General features: G+C 67.6%; 18 protein-coding genes. 5 read left to right on the top strand and 13 right to left on the bottom strand.

Annotated features, from left to right (window positions below; translation table 11 throughout):
* Positions 1–41 precede the first annotated feature (41 nt).
* The 10 genes from CXY79_RS10895 to thyX all read right to left on the bottom strand — a co-directional run bounded on the left by CXY79_RS10895 (position 42) and on the right by thyX (position 10,656).
* Positions 42–839 carry a regulatory protein RecX gene (locus CXY79_RS10895; RefSeq protein ID WP_104101184.1) on the bottom strand — a complete coding sequence of 266 codons (798 nt, stop codon included), beginning with the start codon at positions 837–839 and terminating at the stop codon, positions 42–44.
* Positions 840–842: 3 nt separating this feature from the next.
* Positions 843–1,976: a recombinase RecA gene (gene recA, locus CXY79_RS10890; protein ID WP_104101181.1), complete on the bottom strand. Its 1,134-nt coding sequence runs from the start codon at positions 1,974–1,976 to the stop codon at positions 843–845.
* 259 nt (positions 1,977–2,235) lie between these two features.
* Positions 2,236–2,457: a DUF3046 domain-containing protein gene (locus tag CXY79_RS10885; protein ID WP_104101179.1), complete on the bottom strand. Its 222-nt coding sequence runs from the start codon at positions 2,455–2,457 to the stop codon at positions 2,236–2,238.
* A 9-nt stretch (positions 2,458–2,466) separates the two neighbouring features.
* Positions 2,467–2,772 carry a helix-turn-helix domain-containing protein gene (locus CXY79_RS10880; protein WP_104101176.1) on the bottom strand — a complete coding sequence of 102 codons (306 nt, stop codon included), beginning with the start codon at positions 2,770–2,772 and terminating at the stop codon, positions 2,467–2,469.
* Positions 2,773–2,961: 189 nt separating this feature from the next.
* Positions 2,962–3,483: a CinA family protein gene (locus tag CXY79_RS10875; protein WP_369827976.1), complete on the bottom strand. Its 522-nt coding sequence runs from the start codon at positions 3,481–3,483 to the stop codon at positions 2,962–2,964.
* A gap of 28 nt (positions 3,484–3,511) precedes the next feature.
* The gene (gene pgsA / locus CXY79_RS10870) at positions 3,512–4,111 is read right to left on the bottom strand and encodes a CDP-diacylglycerol--glycerol-3-phosphate 3-phosphatidyltransferase (protein ID WP_104101174.1); all 600 of its coding nucleotides are present in this window, start codon (positions 4,109–4,111) and stop codon (positions 3,512–3,514) included.
* 3 nt (positions 4,112–4,114) lie between these two features.
* Complete coding sequence (locus tag CXY79_RS10865) at positions 4,115–7,060, bottom strand: DNA translocase FtsK (RefSeq protein WP_104101172.1); 2,946 nt, start codon at positions 7,058–7,060, stop codon at positions 4,115–4,117.
* Positions 7,061–7,184: 124 nt separating this feature from the next.
* The gene (locus CXY79_RS10860) at positions 7,185–8,861 is read right to left on the bottom strand and encodes a ribonuclease J (RefSeq protein ID WP_194087077.1); all 1,677 of its coding nucleotides are present in this window, start codon (positions 8,859–8,861) and stop codon (positions 7,185–7,187) included.
* Between the two features lie 28 nt (positions 8,862–8,889).
* Positions 8,890–9,867 (bottom strand): 4-hydroxy-tetrahydrodipicolinate synthase, encoded by a 978-nt coding sequence (gene dapA / locus CXY79_RS10855; protein ID WP_104101302.1) that lies wholly within the window; start codon positions 9,865–9,867, stop codon positions 8,890–8,892.
* A 51-nt stretch (positions 9,868–9,918) separates the two neighbouring features.
* Positions 9,919–10,656, bottom strand: coding sequence for an FAD-dependent thymidylate synthase (gene thyX / locus CXY79_RS10850; protein ID WP_104101167.1), 738 nt, complete (start codon positions 10,654–10,656; stop codon positions 9,919–9,921).
* A 78-nt stretch (positions 10,657–10,734) separates the two neighbouring features.
* Here thyX and CXY79_RS10845 point away from each other — a divergent pair, with 78 nt between their 5' ends.
* From CXY79_RS10845 to CXY79_RS10830, 4 genes are all read left to right on the top strand, one after another.
* Entirely contained in the window at positions 10,735–11,208 is a 474-nt protein-coding gene (locus tag CXY79_RS10845) for a thioredoxin family protein (protein WP_104101165.1), read from the top strand.
* On the top strand, positions 11,189–11,713 hold the full coding sequence (locus CXY79_RS10840) for a DUF4395 domain-containing protein (RefSeq protein WP_104101163.1): 525 nt from the start codon (positions 11,189–11,191) through the stop codon (positions 11,711–11,713). Before CXY79_RS10845 ends, CXY79_RS10840 begins: the two co-directional genes overlap by 20 nt.
* A gap of 98 nt (positions 11,714–11,811) precedes the next feature.
* Positions 11,812–12,237 (top strand): OsmC family peroxiredoxin, encoded by a 426-nt coding sequence (locus CXY79_RS10835; protein WP_104101161.1) that lies wholly within the window; start codon positions 11,812–11,814, stop codon positions 12,235–12,237.
* A gap of 16 nt (positions 12,238–12,253) precedes the next feature.
* Entirely contained in the window at positions 12,254–13,144 is an 891-nt protein-coding gene (locus CXY79_RS10830) for a TIGR01777 family oxidoreductase (RefSeq protein ID WP_104101158.1), read from the top strand.
* A 262-nt stretch (positions 13,145–13,406) separates the two neighbouring features.
* Here CXY79_RS10830 and CXY79_RS10825 read toward each other — a convergent pair whose 3' ends face one another.
* Together CXY79_RS10825 and dapB are read right to left on the bottom strand one after the other, a co-directional pair.
* Positions 13,407–13,844: a tetratricopeptide repeat protein gene (locus CXY79_RS10825; RefSeq protein WP_104101156.1), complete on the bottom strand. Its 438-nt coding sequence runs from the start codon at positions 13,842–13,844 to the stop codon at positions 13,407–13,409.
* Positions 13,841–14,623 carry a 4-hydroxy-tetrahydrodipicolinate reductase gene (gene dapB, locus CXY79_RS10820; protein WP_104101153.1) on the bottom strand — a complete coding sequence of 261 codons (783 nt, stop codon included), beginning with the start codon at positions 14,621–14,623 and terminating at the stop codon, positions 13,841–13,843. Before dapB ends, CXY79_RS10825 begins: the two co-directional genes overlap by 4 nt.
* Before the next feature lie 44 nt (positions 14,624–14,667).
* Here dapB and CXY79_RS10815 point away from each other — a divergent pair, with 44 nt between their 5' ends.
* Positions 14,668–15,234 (top strand): GNAT family N-acetyltransferase, encoded by a 567-nt coding sequence (locus CXY79_RS10815; protein WP_104101151.1) that lies wholly within the window; start codon positions 14,668–14,670, stop codon positions 15,232–15,234.
* Here the strand turns inward: CXY79_RS10815 and CXY79_RS10810 are convergent.
* Positions 15,231–15,833, bottom strand: coding sequence for a histidine phosphatase family protein (locus tag CXY79_RS10810; RefSeq protein WP_104101149.1), 603 nt, complete (start codon positions 15,831–15,833; stop codon positions 15,231–15,233). The two genes, CXY79_RS10815 and CXY79_RS10810, sit on opposite strands and share 4 nt — an antisense overlap.
* Positions 15,834–15,938 lie beyond the last annotated feature (105 nt).

The raw sequence follows: 15,938 nt of genomic DNA, 5'->3' as shown, positions 1-15,938 counted from the left end.
TGGCACCTCCGAAACCGGGCCGGGTTGCCCCGACCCGCTCCCTACTGGAACCGCACCCGCGATGGCGAACCACCGCGGGAGGCAAGGGCGGCCTTCACCGCCACGCGCACGATGGACGAGGAATAGCCCTTGCGCATCAGGAACGCGTTGAGTCGACGGTCGATGGTCTGGTCGTCGAGCCGCCCGAGCTGCCCCACCCGCTTGACGGCTATTTCGATGGCCCGTTCCGTCTCGTCGTCGGGCATTTCGTCGAGCTTTTCCAGGATGAGGTCCTGATCGAGCCCACGGCGGCGCATCTCCGCCTGCACACCGGAGCGCCCCAGGCCTTTGCGCTCGTGGTGGCTGTGCACGATCTGATCGGCGAGGCGGCCCTCGTCGATGTAGGACAACTCGATGAAGCGCTCGATGATCTCTTCGATCTCGTGCTCAGCGACCTCCGTACCGCCAAGAACTGCGCGGGCCTCGGCCACCGACAGGGACCGGCCGCGCAGCCGCTGGCGCAGCACCCCCTCGGCGTGCTCGCGATCGGCGGCGGCCCGGGACGCCACACCCTCGGGGGTGTCGTCCCCGTCGTCGGCACCGACACCAGCACCGGCACCGACACCGGCACCAGCACCGACACCGACACCAGCACCGACACCGGCAACGCTGTCGACTGCGGGGCCGCTCGACGCCGCCGGACCACCGTCGCCGAGATACGTGACCGGCGCCAGTTGTTCGTCGGCGATCGGCGCCGCCTCGAGCTCGGCCGGCCGGGTCGCGGCGGTGCCGCGGGCCGCGCTCTTGCGACGTGCCGCACTCAGCGACGCGACCTCGTCGGCCGGCTCGAAGTGGACCATGCGCTACGCCCCCTTGCGGGCGGCGAGCTTGGCCTGGAGGGACTCCGCCTTGGCGGCTGCGGCCTCCTTGGCTGCGGCTGCGGCGACCAGGGCGGCTGCGGCGTCGATTGCGGCCTGCGCCTTCTTGGCGGCCGCACCCTCGGGGCTGATCCCGAGCTTGAAGAGGATCTTGTTCTCGATCTCGTTGGCCATATCCGCTTCACGCAGCAGGAAGTTGCGCGAGTTCTCCTTGCCCTGGCCCAGCTGGTCGCCGTCGTAGGTGTACCAGGCTCCGGACTTCTTGACGATGCCGTGCTCGACACCGAAGTCGATCAGGCTGCCTTCCCGGGAGATGCCGATGCCGTAGATAATGTCGAATTCCGCCTGCTTGAAGGGCGGTGCCATCTTGTTCTTGACGACCTTGACCCGCGTGCGGTTACCGACGGCCTCGGTGCCGTCTTTCAGGGTCTCGATACGGCGGATGTCGAGGCGCACCGACGCGTAGAACTTGAGCGCCTTGCCACCGGCGGTGGTCTCGGGGCTGCCGAAGAAGACCCCGATCTTCTCGCGCAACTGGTTGATGAAGATCATGGTGGTGTTGGTCTGACTGAGGCCACCGGTGAGCTTGCGCAGGGCCTGGGACATCAGACGGGCCTGCAGGCCCACGTGCGAGTCACCCATCTCACCCTCGATCTCGGCGCGGGGAACCAGCGCGGCGACGGAGTCGATCACGATCAGGTCAATGGACCCGCTTCGCACGAGCATGTCGGCAATTTCCAGCGCCTGCTCACCCGTATCGGGCTGGGAGACGAGGAGCGCGTCGATGTCGACTCCGAGCTTGCGGGCGTACTCAGGGTCCAGAGCGTGCTCGGCGTCGATGAAGGCGGCGATGCCGCCGTTCTTCTGCGCGTTCGCGATGGCGTGCAGGGTGAGCGTGGTCTTTCCCGACGATTCCGGACCGTAGATCTCCACGATGCGACCTCGGGGCAGGCCACCTATGCCGAGGGCCACGTCCAGCGCGATCGACCCCGTGGAGATCGTCTCGACGGGGGCGCGCTCGTCGCTGCCCAAACGCATGATCGAACCCTTGCCGAACTGGCGGTCGATTGCTGCAAGAGCGGTGTCGAGGGCTTTTTCGCGATCTGCTGATGATGCCATGAGTGATCTCCTTCGGTCGTGCATTCCGGCGCCTATAGGCTGTCGCGTTTGGCTACCGGGACGACCCCGACACCCGCTTTCAACAAGGCATGTGCTCTCTGTCGCTGACACAAACCGACTGTACGCGGCACGTCCGACAGAGCCGGGAACGGGGAGCGGCAGTGGATAAGCCGTCTTCGACTCCTGCTGTGGAGGAGTATATCAAAATGCGAACACGCATTCGAGAATTCCACGGAATCCAGGGCGTGTCGAGCGAAAACTAGCTGCGGGCGGCGGGGAGTCCCGCGCCGTACCAACGGGCCTTCGGGACATCCGTCTCGGCGCAGAGGGCAAGCCAGACGTCGCGCGCCGAAGCACCGCCGGCCAGAGCCTGGTCGGCGGTGCATCCAAACGGGGTCAGGATGAGATCTCGAGTGAGGACGCGACCGTAGCCTTCGCCGAACTCGTCGCTCAGAGCCTGACGGAACTCACTGAGCCGCATGGGATGGAACTAGCGCACCATCATGTCGTCGTAGTTGGCCACGAGCTCGTCGGGCACAGTGTCGGGGAACCTGTCGATTCCCTCGATGATGGCCAGTCGGTCGCCGACTTCCCGCATGATGACCGAGATCGGGGTCTCCAACGCTTCTGCAACGGAAGCCAGAATCTCGGAAGACGCTTCTTTCTGGCCACGCTCCACCTCGCTCAGATACCCGAGGGCCACACTGGCCCTGCTGGCTACCTGACGGAGTGTGCGCCCTTTCTGCAGGCGGAAGTCCCTGAGCACATCGCCGATTTCCTGTCGAACAAGAATCATCGGAACCTCCTTCTCGTACTGATTATGTGTTGCTTATCGAGTACCGTTTTATACTTCTGGCGCCCACTCAACCGGGTGGTTGCGTGTGTTGGATCGCAAGAGTACTACAACCTTGAACACCCTGACACTACCGATATCGACTGGGCTTTTCTTGTGAATATGCTCGTTGTAACCACGGAATTCGGGGAACTATTCCACCGCGTCACGGGCTAACAGCTGCCACACAGCTTCGACGGCCGCGGCCACGGAGGCCGCTCGAATGAGGGCACGGTCTCCGTGCAGCCGGAGCGGGATGACCGATACTTCTCCTCCACGAGCCAGCCCGAGGAACACCGTTCCGGGCTCGTGGCCACCCTGGCCGTCGGGCCCTGCCACACCCGTCGTGGCGATGCCGATGTCGGCGGGCCGGCCGTCGACGGCGAGGCGCGTACGCACGCCCTCTGCCATCTGCAGGGCAACCTGCGGGTGCACCGGGCCGTGCTCCTCGAGCAGAGCCGCGTCGACGCCGAGGAGGGTGTGCTTGAGCGCACTCTGGTACGCCACCACTCCCCCGTTGACGACGACGGATGCGCCGGGGATGCGGATGAGTTCGGCTGTCAGCGCCCCGCCGGTAAGGGACTCGGCCACGGCGATAGTGAGGCCGCGGCGGGTGAGCTCGGCGACGAGGCGCGCGGTGGCATCCGTCGCCCCGGGTATGTCAGCAGGTGACAGGGCCTCGTCGAATGCCGGAGGAATCGGATCAGCCACGGTCGTGCTGGAGCCGGTTCTCGCGCCGCGCGGCCACGAGGTAGTCGAACCCGGTGACGACGGTAACGATGAGGGCGATGGCCATGGCCGTCCAGTTGACCCAGTAAATCCAGTCGCCCAGCAGCAGCCAGAGGGGCACGAGGGCGAGGGAGATCGCCACGGACTGCAACACGGTCTTGAGCTTGCCACCCCGTGACGCCGGGATGACCCGGTCCTTCAGCATGACGAACCGGAACACCGTGATGCCGACTTCACGCACGAGGATGACGATGGTCACCCACCACCACAGTTCGCCGAGGATGGAAAGGCAGACCAGGGCTCCGCCGGTGAGCACCTTGTCGGCGATCGGATCGAGGATCTTGCCGAGGTCGGTGACCAGGTTGTGCCGACGGGCGATGGCCCCGTCGATCCCGTCGGTGGCGATGGCCACGATGAACAGGGCGGCCGCCCACCAGCGCAGCGCGCCGTCCTGACCGGCGTCGGCGAGGAGCATATAGATGAACACAGGCGCGAGCAGGATGCGCACGATCGTGATCAGATTCGGGAGATTCCAGTTGCTGGGCCGGACGACCGGCGTGGATGGTGTGGCCATGGGTCAGTCCCTGTCGGTCAGTTGCCAGGCGTCTTCATCGGGAGATGCGTCTTCTTCAAGGTACCCCTCCGACATTTTGGCGACCGGGTCGTCGGCGTAGCGCGGATCGGGCGGGCCGGGCGTGTGCTGGGCCGCGGACTGGTGAGCTGCGGCGGCCTGAGCGGTGGCCGTGGCAGCGTGGTGTTCGGCGTCGGAGCCGCGCAGCAGGGCCAGCACGCCGGGCAGCTGCTCCACGGAGACGAGCACGTCGCGCGCTTTCGATCCCTCGGAGGGACCGACGATTTCGCGGGACTCGAGCAGGTCCATCAGGCGGCCCGCCTTGGCGAAGCCGACCCGGAGCTTGCGCTGCAGCATCGACGTGGACCCGAACTGGGTCGACACGACCAGTTCCGCCGCTGCGAGGAGCACCTCGAGGTCATCTCCGATGTCGGAGTCGATTTCTTTGCGGGGGGCGACCATGGAGACATCCGGCCGATAGTCGGGGCGGGCCTGCAGAGTGACGTGCTTGACGACGCGTTCGATCTCGGCCTCGTTCACCCAGGCCCCCTGCACGCGGATCGCCTTGGAGGCTCCCATCGGCAGGAACAGGGCGTCGCCCTGCCCGATCAGCTTGTCGGCGCCCGGCTGGTCGAGGATGACCCGGGAATCGGTGACGCTGGTCACGGCGAAGGCGAGGCGGGAGGGCACGTTGGCCTTGATCAGGCCCGTGACGACGTCGACGCTGGGGCGCTGGGTGGCGAGCACGAGATGGATGCCCGACGCGCGGGCCAGCTGGGTGATGCGCACGATCGAGTCTTCGACGTCGCGCGGTGCGACCATCATCAGGTCGGCGAGCTCGTCGACGACGACCAGGAGGTAGGGATACGGCTTGAGGCTGCGCAGGCTGCCGGCGGGCAGCACGATCTCGTTGTTGACGACGGCCTTGTTGAAGTCGTCGATGTGGCGGAATCCGAAGCTGGCCAGGTCGTCGTAACGCATGTCCATCTCCTTCACCACCCACTGCAGCGCCTCGGCGGCCTTTTTCGGACTGGTGATGATGGGCGTGATCAGGTGTGGAACCCCCGCGTAGGCAGCCAGCTCGACCCGCTTCGGGTCGATCAGCACCATGCGCACGTCGCTCGGCTTGGCCCGCATGAGCAGGCTCGTGATCATGGAGTTGACGAAGCTGGACTTGCCGGAACCGGTGGAACCGGCGACCAGGAGGTGAGGCATCTTGGCGAGGTTGGCGAGCACGAAGCCGCCGCCGACGTCTTTCCCGACGCCGATGGTCATCGGGTGGGTGCTGTTCGAGGCCGCCGGGGAGCGGAGCACGTCACCGAGGGTGACGATTTCGCGGTCGGTGTTGGGGATCTCGATGCCGATCGCGCTCTTGCCCGGGATCGGCGACAGGATGCGCACCTCGTTTGAGGCGACGGCGTAGGAGAGGTTTTTGCTCAGCGCGGTGACGCGCTCCACCTTGACTCCGGGGCCGAGCTGGATCTCGTACTGGGTGACGGTGGGGCCGCGGGAGAAACCGGTCACCTTCGCGTCGACCTGGAACTGGCGGAGCACCTCGGTGATGGACTTGACGATCTCGTCGTTGGCCGCCGACCGGGCCTTGGCCGGCGGGCCCTTGGTGAGGGTCGTGTCCGAGGGCAGCAGGTAGGGTGCGGCGGGCTGGTCTGATGCCGGCGGAACCGGGGCCGGCACCAGGGACAGGCGCGTGTCGGCGGAACCGGCGGCCCCACCGGCCGCGGCCGGGTCGAGTGCGTCGAATCCTGCTCCGGTCAAACCGGGAAGAACCTCGGTCAGGCCCGTCTGGTCGTCGGCCTGGAGCCCGGTCGACGAGCCCTGCGGCAGGTCGATCGCGCCCGTGAAACGTTTGAGGACGTCTTCGGCTCGGAGCAGGTCTTCGAGCACCTCGGTGCCGTAATGGTCCTGGTTGGGACCGGGGGTCGTCGGCGTCGTCTCCAGCGCGGTGTCGAAGCTGCCTCGTTTGTCGCCGCCGAGCAGGGTGCGCAGCGGGTCGGCGCCGTGCGGGCCTGCGGCGTTCGGATCGTCGGCGGGGGTACCGGCGCCGTTCGGGCCGAGCGGCCCGCCGAAGTCAGGGTCCTCCTCGCGCTTGCTCGTGTTGCGCCGCCACCAGGGCAGCGCTCCGGCATCTCCGTCGTCATCGTCGACCCCGTCCAGTTCGACCTGAACGGCCTTCTCATGCTTCGCTTCCCGGGCGGCGGCGCGCTCCTCGGGATCGGGGAGCTGGGCCCCGAACAGCCAGGCATAGAGCTCCCGGCTGCGTTCACCAATGCGGTTGGGCGGGGTCTTGGTGATGATGAAGAGGCTCAGGGCAAGAAGCAGGATGACGACGATGGTGGCACCGATCGCCGTGGTCAGGTAGATCAGGGGGGCAGCGATCATCCAGCCGATGACACCGCCGGCCAGTGCGAGGGTCTCCATGCCGTCGCTGGGGGCAGGCTGGCCACCGAAGATGTGGCAGAGACCCGACACCGAAACGAGTAGCACGGATAGTCCGATGCCGATGCGGCCGTTGTCGTGCACCGAACTGGGTTTGCGGAACAGCCAGACGGAGAAGAGCAGCATGATCACGGGCAGGGCGAACGCGACGCGGCCGAACAATCCGCCGAAGGTCCAGGCGTCGAGGGTCTGGGCGACCGCGTTGTTGATCAGGAACCACTCGATCACGGCGCCGGAGACTGAGAGCAGCACGAGGAAGAAGGGCAGGCCGTCGCGGCGCTCTTCTTTGGAGAGCTTCTCCGGGCCGAGCGCGCGGGCAGCCCCGCCGGTCACGTGGGCCAGGGCCGTCCACGACCGCACGAACAGGCTCGGCTTGACCTCGACCGCGGTGAACTTGACCGTCTTCTGAGCGGCGGTGCGGGCTGCGGGCTTGCGCGCCGGGGTGCCGCGCGCAGGCGTGCTGCGGGCGCGACCGTTCGACTTAGTGCTCGTAGCCATGCAACCACGGTACTTCGATCCCCCGACATTGGGGCTTAGGCACGCCAAAACGCCTGCGGGCGGCGATCAGCGACCGCGACGTCAGGGCTGGGCGGACGCGCGGCATCCGTCGCCCTCGGCGGGATCAGGCCTCGATCACCAGAGGGACGATCATCGGGCGGCGACGGAAGGCGGTATTCACCCAGCGGCCGACCGTGCGGCGCACGATCTGCTGCAGCGCGAACGGGTCGCGCACCCCGTGCTCGGCGGCTTCCGCCAGGGCCGCCTCGATTTTCGGGCGCACGGCGTCGAACACCGAGGCGTCTTCGGCGAAGCCCTTCGCGTGGATCTCGGGCCCGACGATCACCTTGCCGGTGGCGGCGTCGACCACGATGATAATCGAGATGAATCCCTCCTCGGCGAGGGTTCGGCGGTCCTTGAGGTCGGCCTCGGTGATCTCGCCGACGGTGGAGCCGTCGACGTAGACGTAGCCGAGGTCCAGCTGGCCGACCTTGGTGGCCACACCGTCCCGCAGGTCGATGACCGTGCCGTCCTCGGCAAGGAGCACGTTCGCCTCCGGCACGCCGGTCTGCACCGCGAGCTTGGCATTGGCGACCAGGTGCCGGTATTCGCCGTGCACGGGCAGCACATTCTTCGGCTTCAGGATGTTGTAACAGTAGGTCAGTTCCCCGGCGGCGGCGTGCCCGGAGACGTGCACCTTCGCATTACCCTTGTGCACCACTGTGGCGCCCAGCTTGGTCAGGCCGTCGATGATCCGGTAGACCGCGTTCTCGTTGCCGGGAATCAGGCTGGACGCCAGGATGACGGTGTCGCCGTGGCCGACTTCGATCTGGTGGTCCTGGTTGACCATCCGGCTGAGCACGGCCATCGGCTCCCCCTGCGAGCCCGTGGACATGTAGACGATCTTGTCGCCCTGGATGTTGCCGGCCTTCCTGAAGTCCACCAGCACACCCTCCGGCACCCGCAGGTGGCCGAGGTCGGCGGCGATGGTCATGTTGCGCACCATCGAGCGGCCCAGGAGCGCGACGCGGCGACCGTTCGCGTGGGCGGCGTCGAGCACCTGCTGCACCCGGTGCACGTGGCTGGAGAAGCTGGCCACGATCACCCGTCGGGGAGCCCGGGCGATGACGTCGTCGAGGACGGGGCCGATGGAGCGTTCCGTGGGTGTGAAGCCCGGGACATCCGCGTTGGTGGAATCGACCAGGAACAGGTCGACGCCCTCGGTGCCGAGGCGCGCGAATTCGCGCAGGTCGGTGAGGCGGTTGTCGAGCGGCAGCTGGTCCATCTTGAAGTCGCCGGTGTGCAGCACGGTGCCGCCGGCGGTCTTGATGGCCACAGCCAGGGCGTCGGGGATGGAATGGTTGACGGCGACGAACTCGAGGTTGAACGGGCCGAGCCGTTCCGTCTGGCCCTCCTTGACCTGCAGCGTGTACGGCGTGATCTTGTGTTCCTTGAGCTTTGCCTCGATAAAGGCGAGGGTCAGGCCCGAACCGATCAGCGGGATGTCTGCACGCAGCTTCAGAAGGTAGGGGACGGCGCCGATGTGGTCCTCGTGGCCGTGCGTGAGCACGACCGCGAGGATGTCGTCGAGGCGGTCCCGGATGGGGCTGAAGTCGGGGAGGATCAGGTCCACGCCCGGCTGGTGCTCCTCGGGGAACAGCACCCCGCAGTCGACGATCAGCAGCTTGCCGTCGATCTCGAACGTGGTCATGTTGCGGCCGATTTCGCCGAGGCCACCGATCGGCGTGATGCGGAGGGTTCCCGCTGTGAGCGGGGCCGGGTCGTACACATCGATGGGCACAGGCCCTCCTCGGGGTTCGGTGGAGCGGTCAGCGTGTCGTTCCGGCGACCTTCGGCAGGGCGCCGCCGGCCGCGGCATTGCGGTCCGGGCGGAAGTTGGAGAAGTTGACCCCGGGGATGTTCTTGACCAGGTCTATTTCGTCTTCGATCTGGGCGGCTTCCCACTCCTCCGGGCCGACGAGGGGCAGGCGCACGCGCGGGCTGTTGATTCGGCCGAGGCCGTGCAGGATGTACTTGACCGCGACCGTACCCGGAACGTGCGTCATGCAGGCCCGCACCAGCGGTTCGAGCTGCTGATGCGCGGCGGTGGCCGCCTTCAGGTCGCCCGCATTCACGGCGTCGACCATCTGGCGATACGGGGTGGCGGCGATGTTCGCCGTGACCCCGATCAGGCCGGTCGCCCCGATCGAGAGGTGCGGCAGAACGTTGGGGTCGTCGCCGGAGAAGTACATCAGGTCGGTCTGGTTGAGCACGCGGCTGACCTGGGCCAGGTCACCCTTGGCGTCTTTGACGGCGAGGATGTTCGGGTGCTTCGCGGCCCGCAGGATCGTCTTGTATTCGATCGGGATACCGGTGCGTCCGGGGATGTCGTAGAGGATCACGGGCAGATCCGTGGCATCCGCGATCATGCGGAAGTGGGTGAGAACGCCGGCCTGGGTGGGCTTGTTGTAGTACGGGGTGACGATCATGTTGCCGTCGGCGCCCGCCTTCTCGCTCTGCTTGGCAAGCTGCATGGCGTGGGCGGTCTCGTTGGACCCGCCGCCGGTGATGATCTTCGCGCGTCCGCCCGAGATATCCTTGCCGACCTCGACCAGGCGAATCTTCTCCGCGTCGGTGAGGGTAGACGTCTCACCGGTGGTGCCGGTGACGACGATGCCGTCCGCTCCGGCGTTGATGACGTCGTCGATGTGCTGGGCAACGCCCGCCCAGTCGACTTCGCCGTCGGCGGTGAAGGGAGTCACCAGGGCAACGAGGACCTGGCCGAAGGGATTCTGAGACATAGACACGAGGGACAGGCTACCGGTCAGTGTGCGGCCGCGCACCGCCGCGGCGTCACGTTACGGGGCGACGCGACCGTTCTTGTTGAAGGCGGCGTAGGTGAGCGGCATCAAGGTCGCGAACTGGTCTTCCATCTTCTCGGCGCACATCTCGATCTCGCGCTGCGGGAACGACGGGAAGTGGGTTCCCTCGCGCTTGGTACGCAGACTGAGAAAGTTCATCAGCGACCGGGCGTTCATGGTCACGTACATCGAGGAGAAGATGTTGAGCGGCAACACGATGCGGGCAACCTCGCGGGCCACGCCGGCTTCGAGCATCCGTTGATACGACGCGTAGGCGTGCGCGGAGGCCTCGCGGGTCAGCTGGTCGACCAGCGCGGCCTGCTCGGCCGTGCCGGGCAGGAAGTCGTAGGCGCCGGGCTTGCCGACCTGCACGAGGTTGCGGGTCGGGGCCGGAACGTAGAAGACCGGATTCAGCTCGCGATAGCGGCCCGATTCCTCGTTATAGGAGGCGATGCGGTGCCGCATGAACTCGCGGAATACGAAGATCGGCGCCTGCACGTAAAAGGTCATCGAGTTGTGCTCGAACGGCGAGCCGTGGCGGTCGCGCATGAGGTAGTTGATCAGCCCGGCGTCACCCGTGCTCGGGGCGTCGCCGTCCGATTCCTCGAGCAGGGCCTTGGTCAGGGTCTGCTCCCCCTGAGTCGACACCCGTGCGGCGAACAGCACATCGGAGTCGTGGGCGCTTGCGCGCACCAGTTCGACGGTTACATCGGAGCGGAACTCAATTTCAGACACGGCTAAACGATACCTGCTGCACGCGTAACCTGTCGTCACACGGACCCGCCCGGCCCGAGATCCTTGTAACGTCGCAGCATGAGTTCGACCTCCGCCCTGATTCTCGTGCTGGTTCTTGTCTCGGGCACCACCGTGCTGGGCCTCTTCTGGCGGTCCCGCCAGGGGCGCCCCATCGTGGTCAACCCGGCGGCTCCGGAGGCGCTCGGCGTGCCGGACGCGCTCACGCCGGCGGATGTCAGCAGCCGGGTTCCGTTCGGCGCGAACGCCACGCTCGTGCAGTTTTCCACTAGTCACTGCGCCCGCTGCCCCGGCACCCAGGTGCTCCTCGCCGGCCTGGCCCGGTCCCGTCCCGGCGTCGCGCACCTGGACGTCGACCTGACCCACCGCCGCGACCTCGCGAACCGGTTCGGGATCCTGCAGACCCCGACCACACTCATCCTCGACGGAACCGGTCAGGTGCGCGCCCGGATCGGCGGCGTTCCGAACCGGGCCGGCGTCCTCCGGCAACTCGACGACCTCACCGGGAGCAGCCATGCCCAGTTCGCCCGCTGAGCCCCGGCCGCAGCCCTCCGCGCGCCGGGCCCGCCCGGATCGCCCGGACCTCGACCCGCGCGGACCACGCTTCGGCGCCGCGATCACGGCCGTTCTGCTCCTGGTGGTGGTGTTCCTGTCGCTGACCGGGGCATCCGTTGCCGCCTTCGTCCTCCTCACGATCCTGGCGGCCCTCTTTGCCTGGGGTGCGTTCGCCGGCGCCGGGCGGCACCCTTACGGCGTGCTGTTCAAGACCGTCGTGCGGCCGCGGCTCGGCCCGCCCACCGCACTGGAGAAAGCGGCCCCGCCGACGTTTGCGCAGGGGGTAGGGCTGCTGGTCACCGTGACCGGCGTGGTGCTCGGTCTGGCCGGGCTGACGCCCGCTGTGGGCGTCGCTGCCGGCGTCGCGTTCGTCGCGGCGTTCCTGAACGCCGTGTTCGATTACTGCCTCGGCTGCCAGTTGTACCTGCTCCTGGTGCGTGCCGGCATCCTCGGACGCGGGCCGACGCCGCTGGCCGGGAGCTGACGGCCGCCGCAGCTCCATCCCTGATCATTGGCTGAGAGTGAACCCTATGTGGGCCGAGGCGACAGTTAGGCTGAAGCTTCACCTCAGGAGGCAACATCATGGCACTCACCAGCGAAGCAACAACTGTCTGGACCGGCGATCTGAAGTCCGGCAGCGGTACCGTCACCCTCGACTCCTCCAAGACCGCCGAGTTCCCGGTCACCTGGCAGGCCCGGTCCGTCGGCACCCCGAACACCACCAACCCGGAAGAGCTCCTCGGAGCCGCCCACGCGGCCTGCTTCTCGATGGCGCTGGCCAACGGCCTCAGCGCCGGCGGACACACTCCCGACAGCATCCAGACCACCGCGGCCGTGACCTTCGAAGCCGGCGTCGGCGTGGTGGGCAGCCACCTCCTGGTCAGCGCCAAGATCCCCGGCCTGACCGAAGAGGAGTTCGCGGTCTACGCCGAGGACGCCAAGGCCAACTGCCCGGTTTCGAAGGCGCTCGCGGGCATCCCGATCACCATCGAAGCCGAGCTGGCGTAGGCGCGGCCCGCACACAATGCGAGTTCTCGTCTCCGGTGCGTCCGGACTGATCGGCACCGAGCTGAGCGCACAGCTGCGCGCGGCCGGCCACACCGTGGCCCGCCTGGTGCGCCGCGATCCGCGCGGGGCCGATGAATTCCGCTGGGACCCGGCCGCGCTGAGCATGGACCAGGGCGCCCTCGACGGCGCCGACGCCGTGATCAACCTGTCGGGGGCATCCATCGCCCGTCTGCCGTGGACGAAGGCCTATCGCCGGGAGATCCGTGACTCGAGGGTGCAGGCCACACGCACGCTGACGGATGCCATGGGCCGGCAGGCGACACCGCCAGCCGTGCTGCTCAATGCGTCGGCCGTGGGCATCTACGGCGACCGTCCGAGCGAGGTGCTCACCGAGAACTCCCCGGCCGGAAATGATTTTCTGGCGAAAGTCACCAGAGACTGGGAGGCCGAGGCCGCACGTGCGCCGGAGTCGACCCGTGTCGTCACCCTCCGCACCGGGCTGGTCATCGCCCGCGGCGGCGCCCTGAAGCCGCTTCTGCCGATCGTCAAGCTTGGCCTGGGCGGCCCGCTCGGCCGCGGCACCCAGCACTGGCCGTGGATCAGCCTGCACGACGAGGCCGCGGCCGTCGTGCACCTGCTCACCTCGACGCTGTCGGGTCCGGTCAACCTGGTCGGCCCGACACCGGCCACCGCGAACGACGTCATCCGGGCCGTTTCAGCCGGGCTGCACCGCCCGTTCCTGGTGCCGGTGCCGGAATTCGTGCTGACGCTCGTACTGCAGGATGCCGCTCGCGCACTGCTGCTCGCCGACCAGCAGATCGTGCCGGAGAGGCTGCACACAGACGGTTTCGTCTTCACCCACAAAACCGCGGCCGAGGCCGTGGCCTGGATGCTCAGCCGCCCGTAGTTCTGACGGTTCGTGGCCTCGGACGGCCAAGGCGCCACCCTGCCCGGGGTTCGGGCGCGGTCGGGGATGCGGGCGCGGTCGCAGCGGGCCGAGGGCATCCGTCGCGACGTAAACTCGGAGAAAATCGGGACACGCCGCATTTTTCGGCTGCTCCGGCGGCGTGTCGCGAAAAACTTTGCATTTAGCGCGCGGTGATGGATGCCGGTGAGCTGGTTCGAGGGCCGGGTCACCGGATTTCGGCGGGCTCACGCACCGGTGGAGGCTAGGCGCGCTCGAGGGAGATCGCGGTACGGATGGCGCCGCGGGCGCGACGGCGGTCCCCCGATGAGTTGTAGGCCAGGCCGAGCCTGAACCAGGCGCGCCAGTCGTCGGGGGCGGCATCGACGGCCGCCCGGTAGATCGGGAATTCGGCGTCGGCCTCGTCCCGCATGGGGCGTCCGCTCGGCCGGATCGGCAGTTCTTCGACGGGGAGCCCGCCCTCGGCCTCCAGCCGGCGCACGAGCCGCTCGGAGTTGCGCCCGAACCGGAGTTCGGCGACCAGCGCCCAGACTCCGACCAACGGGAGCACGAGAAGCGCCACCCCGATCACGATGCCGATGATTTCGCCGCTCTGCAGGAATAACACCGCTCGCCAGCCGACGAGAACCAGGTAGAAGACCAGCAGCAGGGCCATCAGGCCGGCGGCAAGGCGGCCCTTCATACGGCGGCCTCACCCGGGTGGGCAGTTGTGGCCGTCGTCGGCGCACCCAGTCCGAGATCGATGATCTGGTCGAGCCCGACGGTGACGCCGACGGCCGTGCGGGTGGCCGCCAGGGCCAGCAGGATGCCACGTTCGTAGGATGCGGCCGACAGGGTGTTGTGGCTGATCGTGAGGGTCTCCCCCGCACCGCCGAAGAACACGTCCTGGCGGGCGAGCATGCCGTCGAGGCGCAGGCTGTGCACGGGAATGCTCGACACCTGCTGGCCACGAGCGCGCTGGTCGGTGTGCGGCGCCGACACCGGCCCGATTTCGGCCCTGGCCCGCCCGATCAGTTCGGCGGTGCGCACGGCCGTGCCCGATGGAGAGTCCACCTTGCCGGCCCGGTGGGCCTCGACGATCTCGATCGAGTCGAAGAAACGGGCGACGAGCACCGACAGGCCGGTCGCGATGACCGACGCCATCGAGAAGTTGGGGATGATGACGACGCCGATCTCATTCTGCCCTGCGAGGCGGGCGGAGAGGGCATCGATGCGGTACTGCGACCAGCCCGAGGTGCCCACGAGCACGCGCAGGCCGTGGTCCACCGCGAAGTCGACCACGCTTTGACTGACCCCGGGCAGGGTCAGGTCGATCACGATCTCCGCGCCGATCATCTCGGACAGGTCGCTCTTCGAGTTCAGGCCGGCGACGAGGACGTACTCCTCGGACTGCTCGACGAGACCCGAGACCAAGCGGCCCATCGTTCCCGATACGCCGACGATGGCCACCCGTGTTTTCATGGGTCCAATCTATCAATCGCGGGGCATCGAGTTAGCCTTGGGCCATGCCTGACTCCCCCGCCCTTGCCTTCACCGCTGTGTCGGTGACGGATGCCGGCTCCATCGTGCTGCTCACCCAGTACTTCAGCGATCGGGAGTCGGGCTTCCCGGCCGCGCAGGGCCGGTACCGCACCACGTTCCCCGATCCGGTCCAGTTCCTGCCGCCGTCCGGGGTGTTCCTGTTGGTCTGCGAGCAAATGGGACCGGCCGAACGAGCGTTTGTGGGGTGTGGCGGCATCCGTCGTCTCGAGGACTCCCCGACCGGAAATGTGCGGTTCGAGATCAAGCATCTCTGGCTGCAGCCGCAGGTGCGCGGGCGCGGATGGGGGCAGTCGCTGCTGACCGAGCTCGAACGACGCGCCCGGGAGTTCGGCGCCGACGACGTCGTGCTCGACACCAACGCGAGCCTGACCGCGGCCGGAGCACTCTACGCGCGGTCGGGCTACGAGTCCTGCGCGCCGTATAACGACAACCCGAATGCCACGACCTGGTATCGCAAGAGCCTCACCCGGAAGACGGACGGAGCCGGGCCAGCCGAGAGCCGGCCGCCCGGAACCCGCCTATCCACCTAGAACAGGAGCGGGTCCGGCAGACCGGTGCGCAGCTCCACGGGGAGGTGCCCGGTGTCGTTGTGGGTCAGCAGCGTCCAGGGGCGGCCCGGTTTTTGGTGCAGCACGGTGAGGCCGCAGTTCGCCTGGTTGATGCTGATCCACCGCCAGTCCGGGGCGCCCAGTACCTCCCGCACGAACCAAGCGATGACGAAGTTGTGGGTGATCAGCAGGTCGTGGCGTTCGCCGCGGCGCGGCTGGAGGAACTCGGCCACGGCGTCGCCCATCTGCGCGCTGCCGGCCTCGATGTCGGCCTCAGTGACCCTACCGAAGAACGGCGCATAGGCCGACGGCGTCTCCGGCGCCCTGCCGGAGGGGATGCAGTCGAAGAGCAGCGGGCTGGGCACCGAGGTCAGGGCCGGCAGTCGCTGCGCGATGATTTTCGCCGTGTCGGCGGCGCGCTGCAGCGGGGAGTGCCAGGCGTCCGTGAACGGCACGCCGCCGAGACGCTCGGCGATCAGCTGAGCCTGCCGGGTGCCGCGCGCGGACAGAGGCCCGTCGGGCATGCCGTGCTCGGCATCCTGCTGTTCACCGTGACGAACGAGGTAAATGTAATGGTGCAAGGGGATCTCTCTCAGTCAGGAGCCGCACATCAGCGTGTGGCCCCGGCTTTGGGTCTCGGTGGTTCTGGGCATTCAGTATCTGGGCACTGAGTTTTTGGGCTCCGA

The sequence above is a fragment of the Cryobacterium sp. M96 genome, assembly GCF_002929845.1.
Taxonomy (GTDB): Bacteria; Actinomycetota; Actinomycetes; order Actinomycetales; family Microbacteriaceae; genus Cryobacterium; species Cryobacterium sandaracinum.
This window is presented reverse-complemented; position numbering and strand designations above follow the sequence as displayed.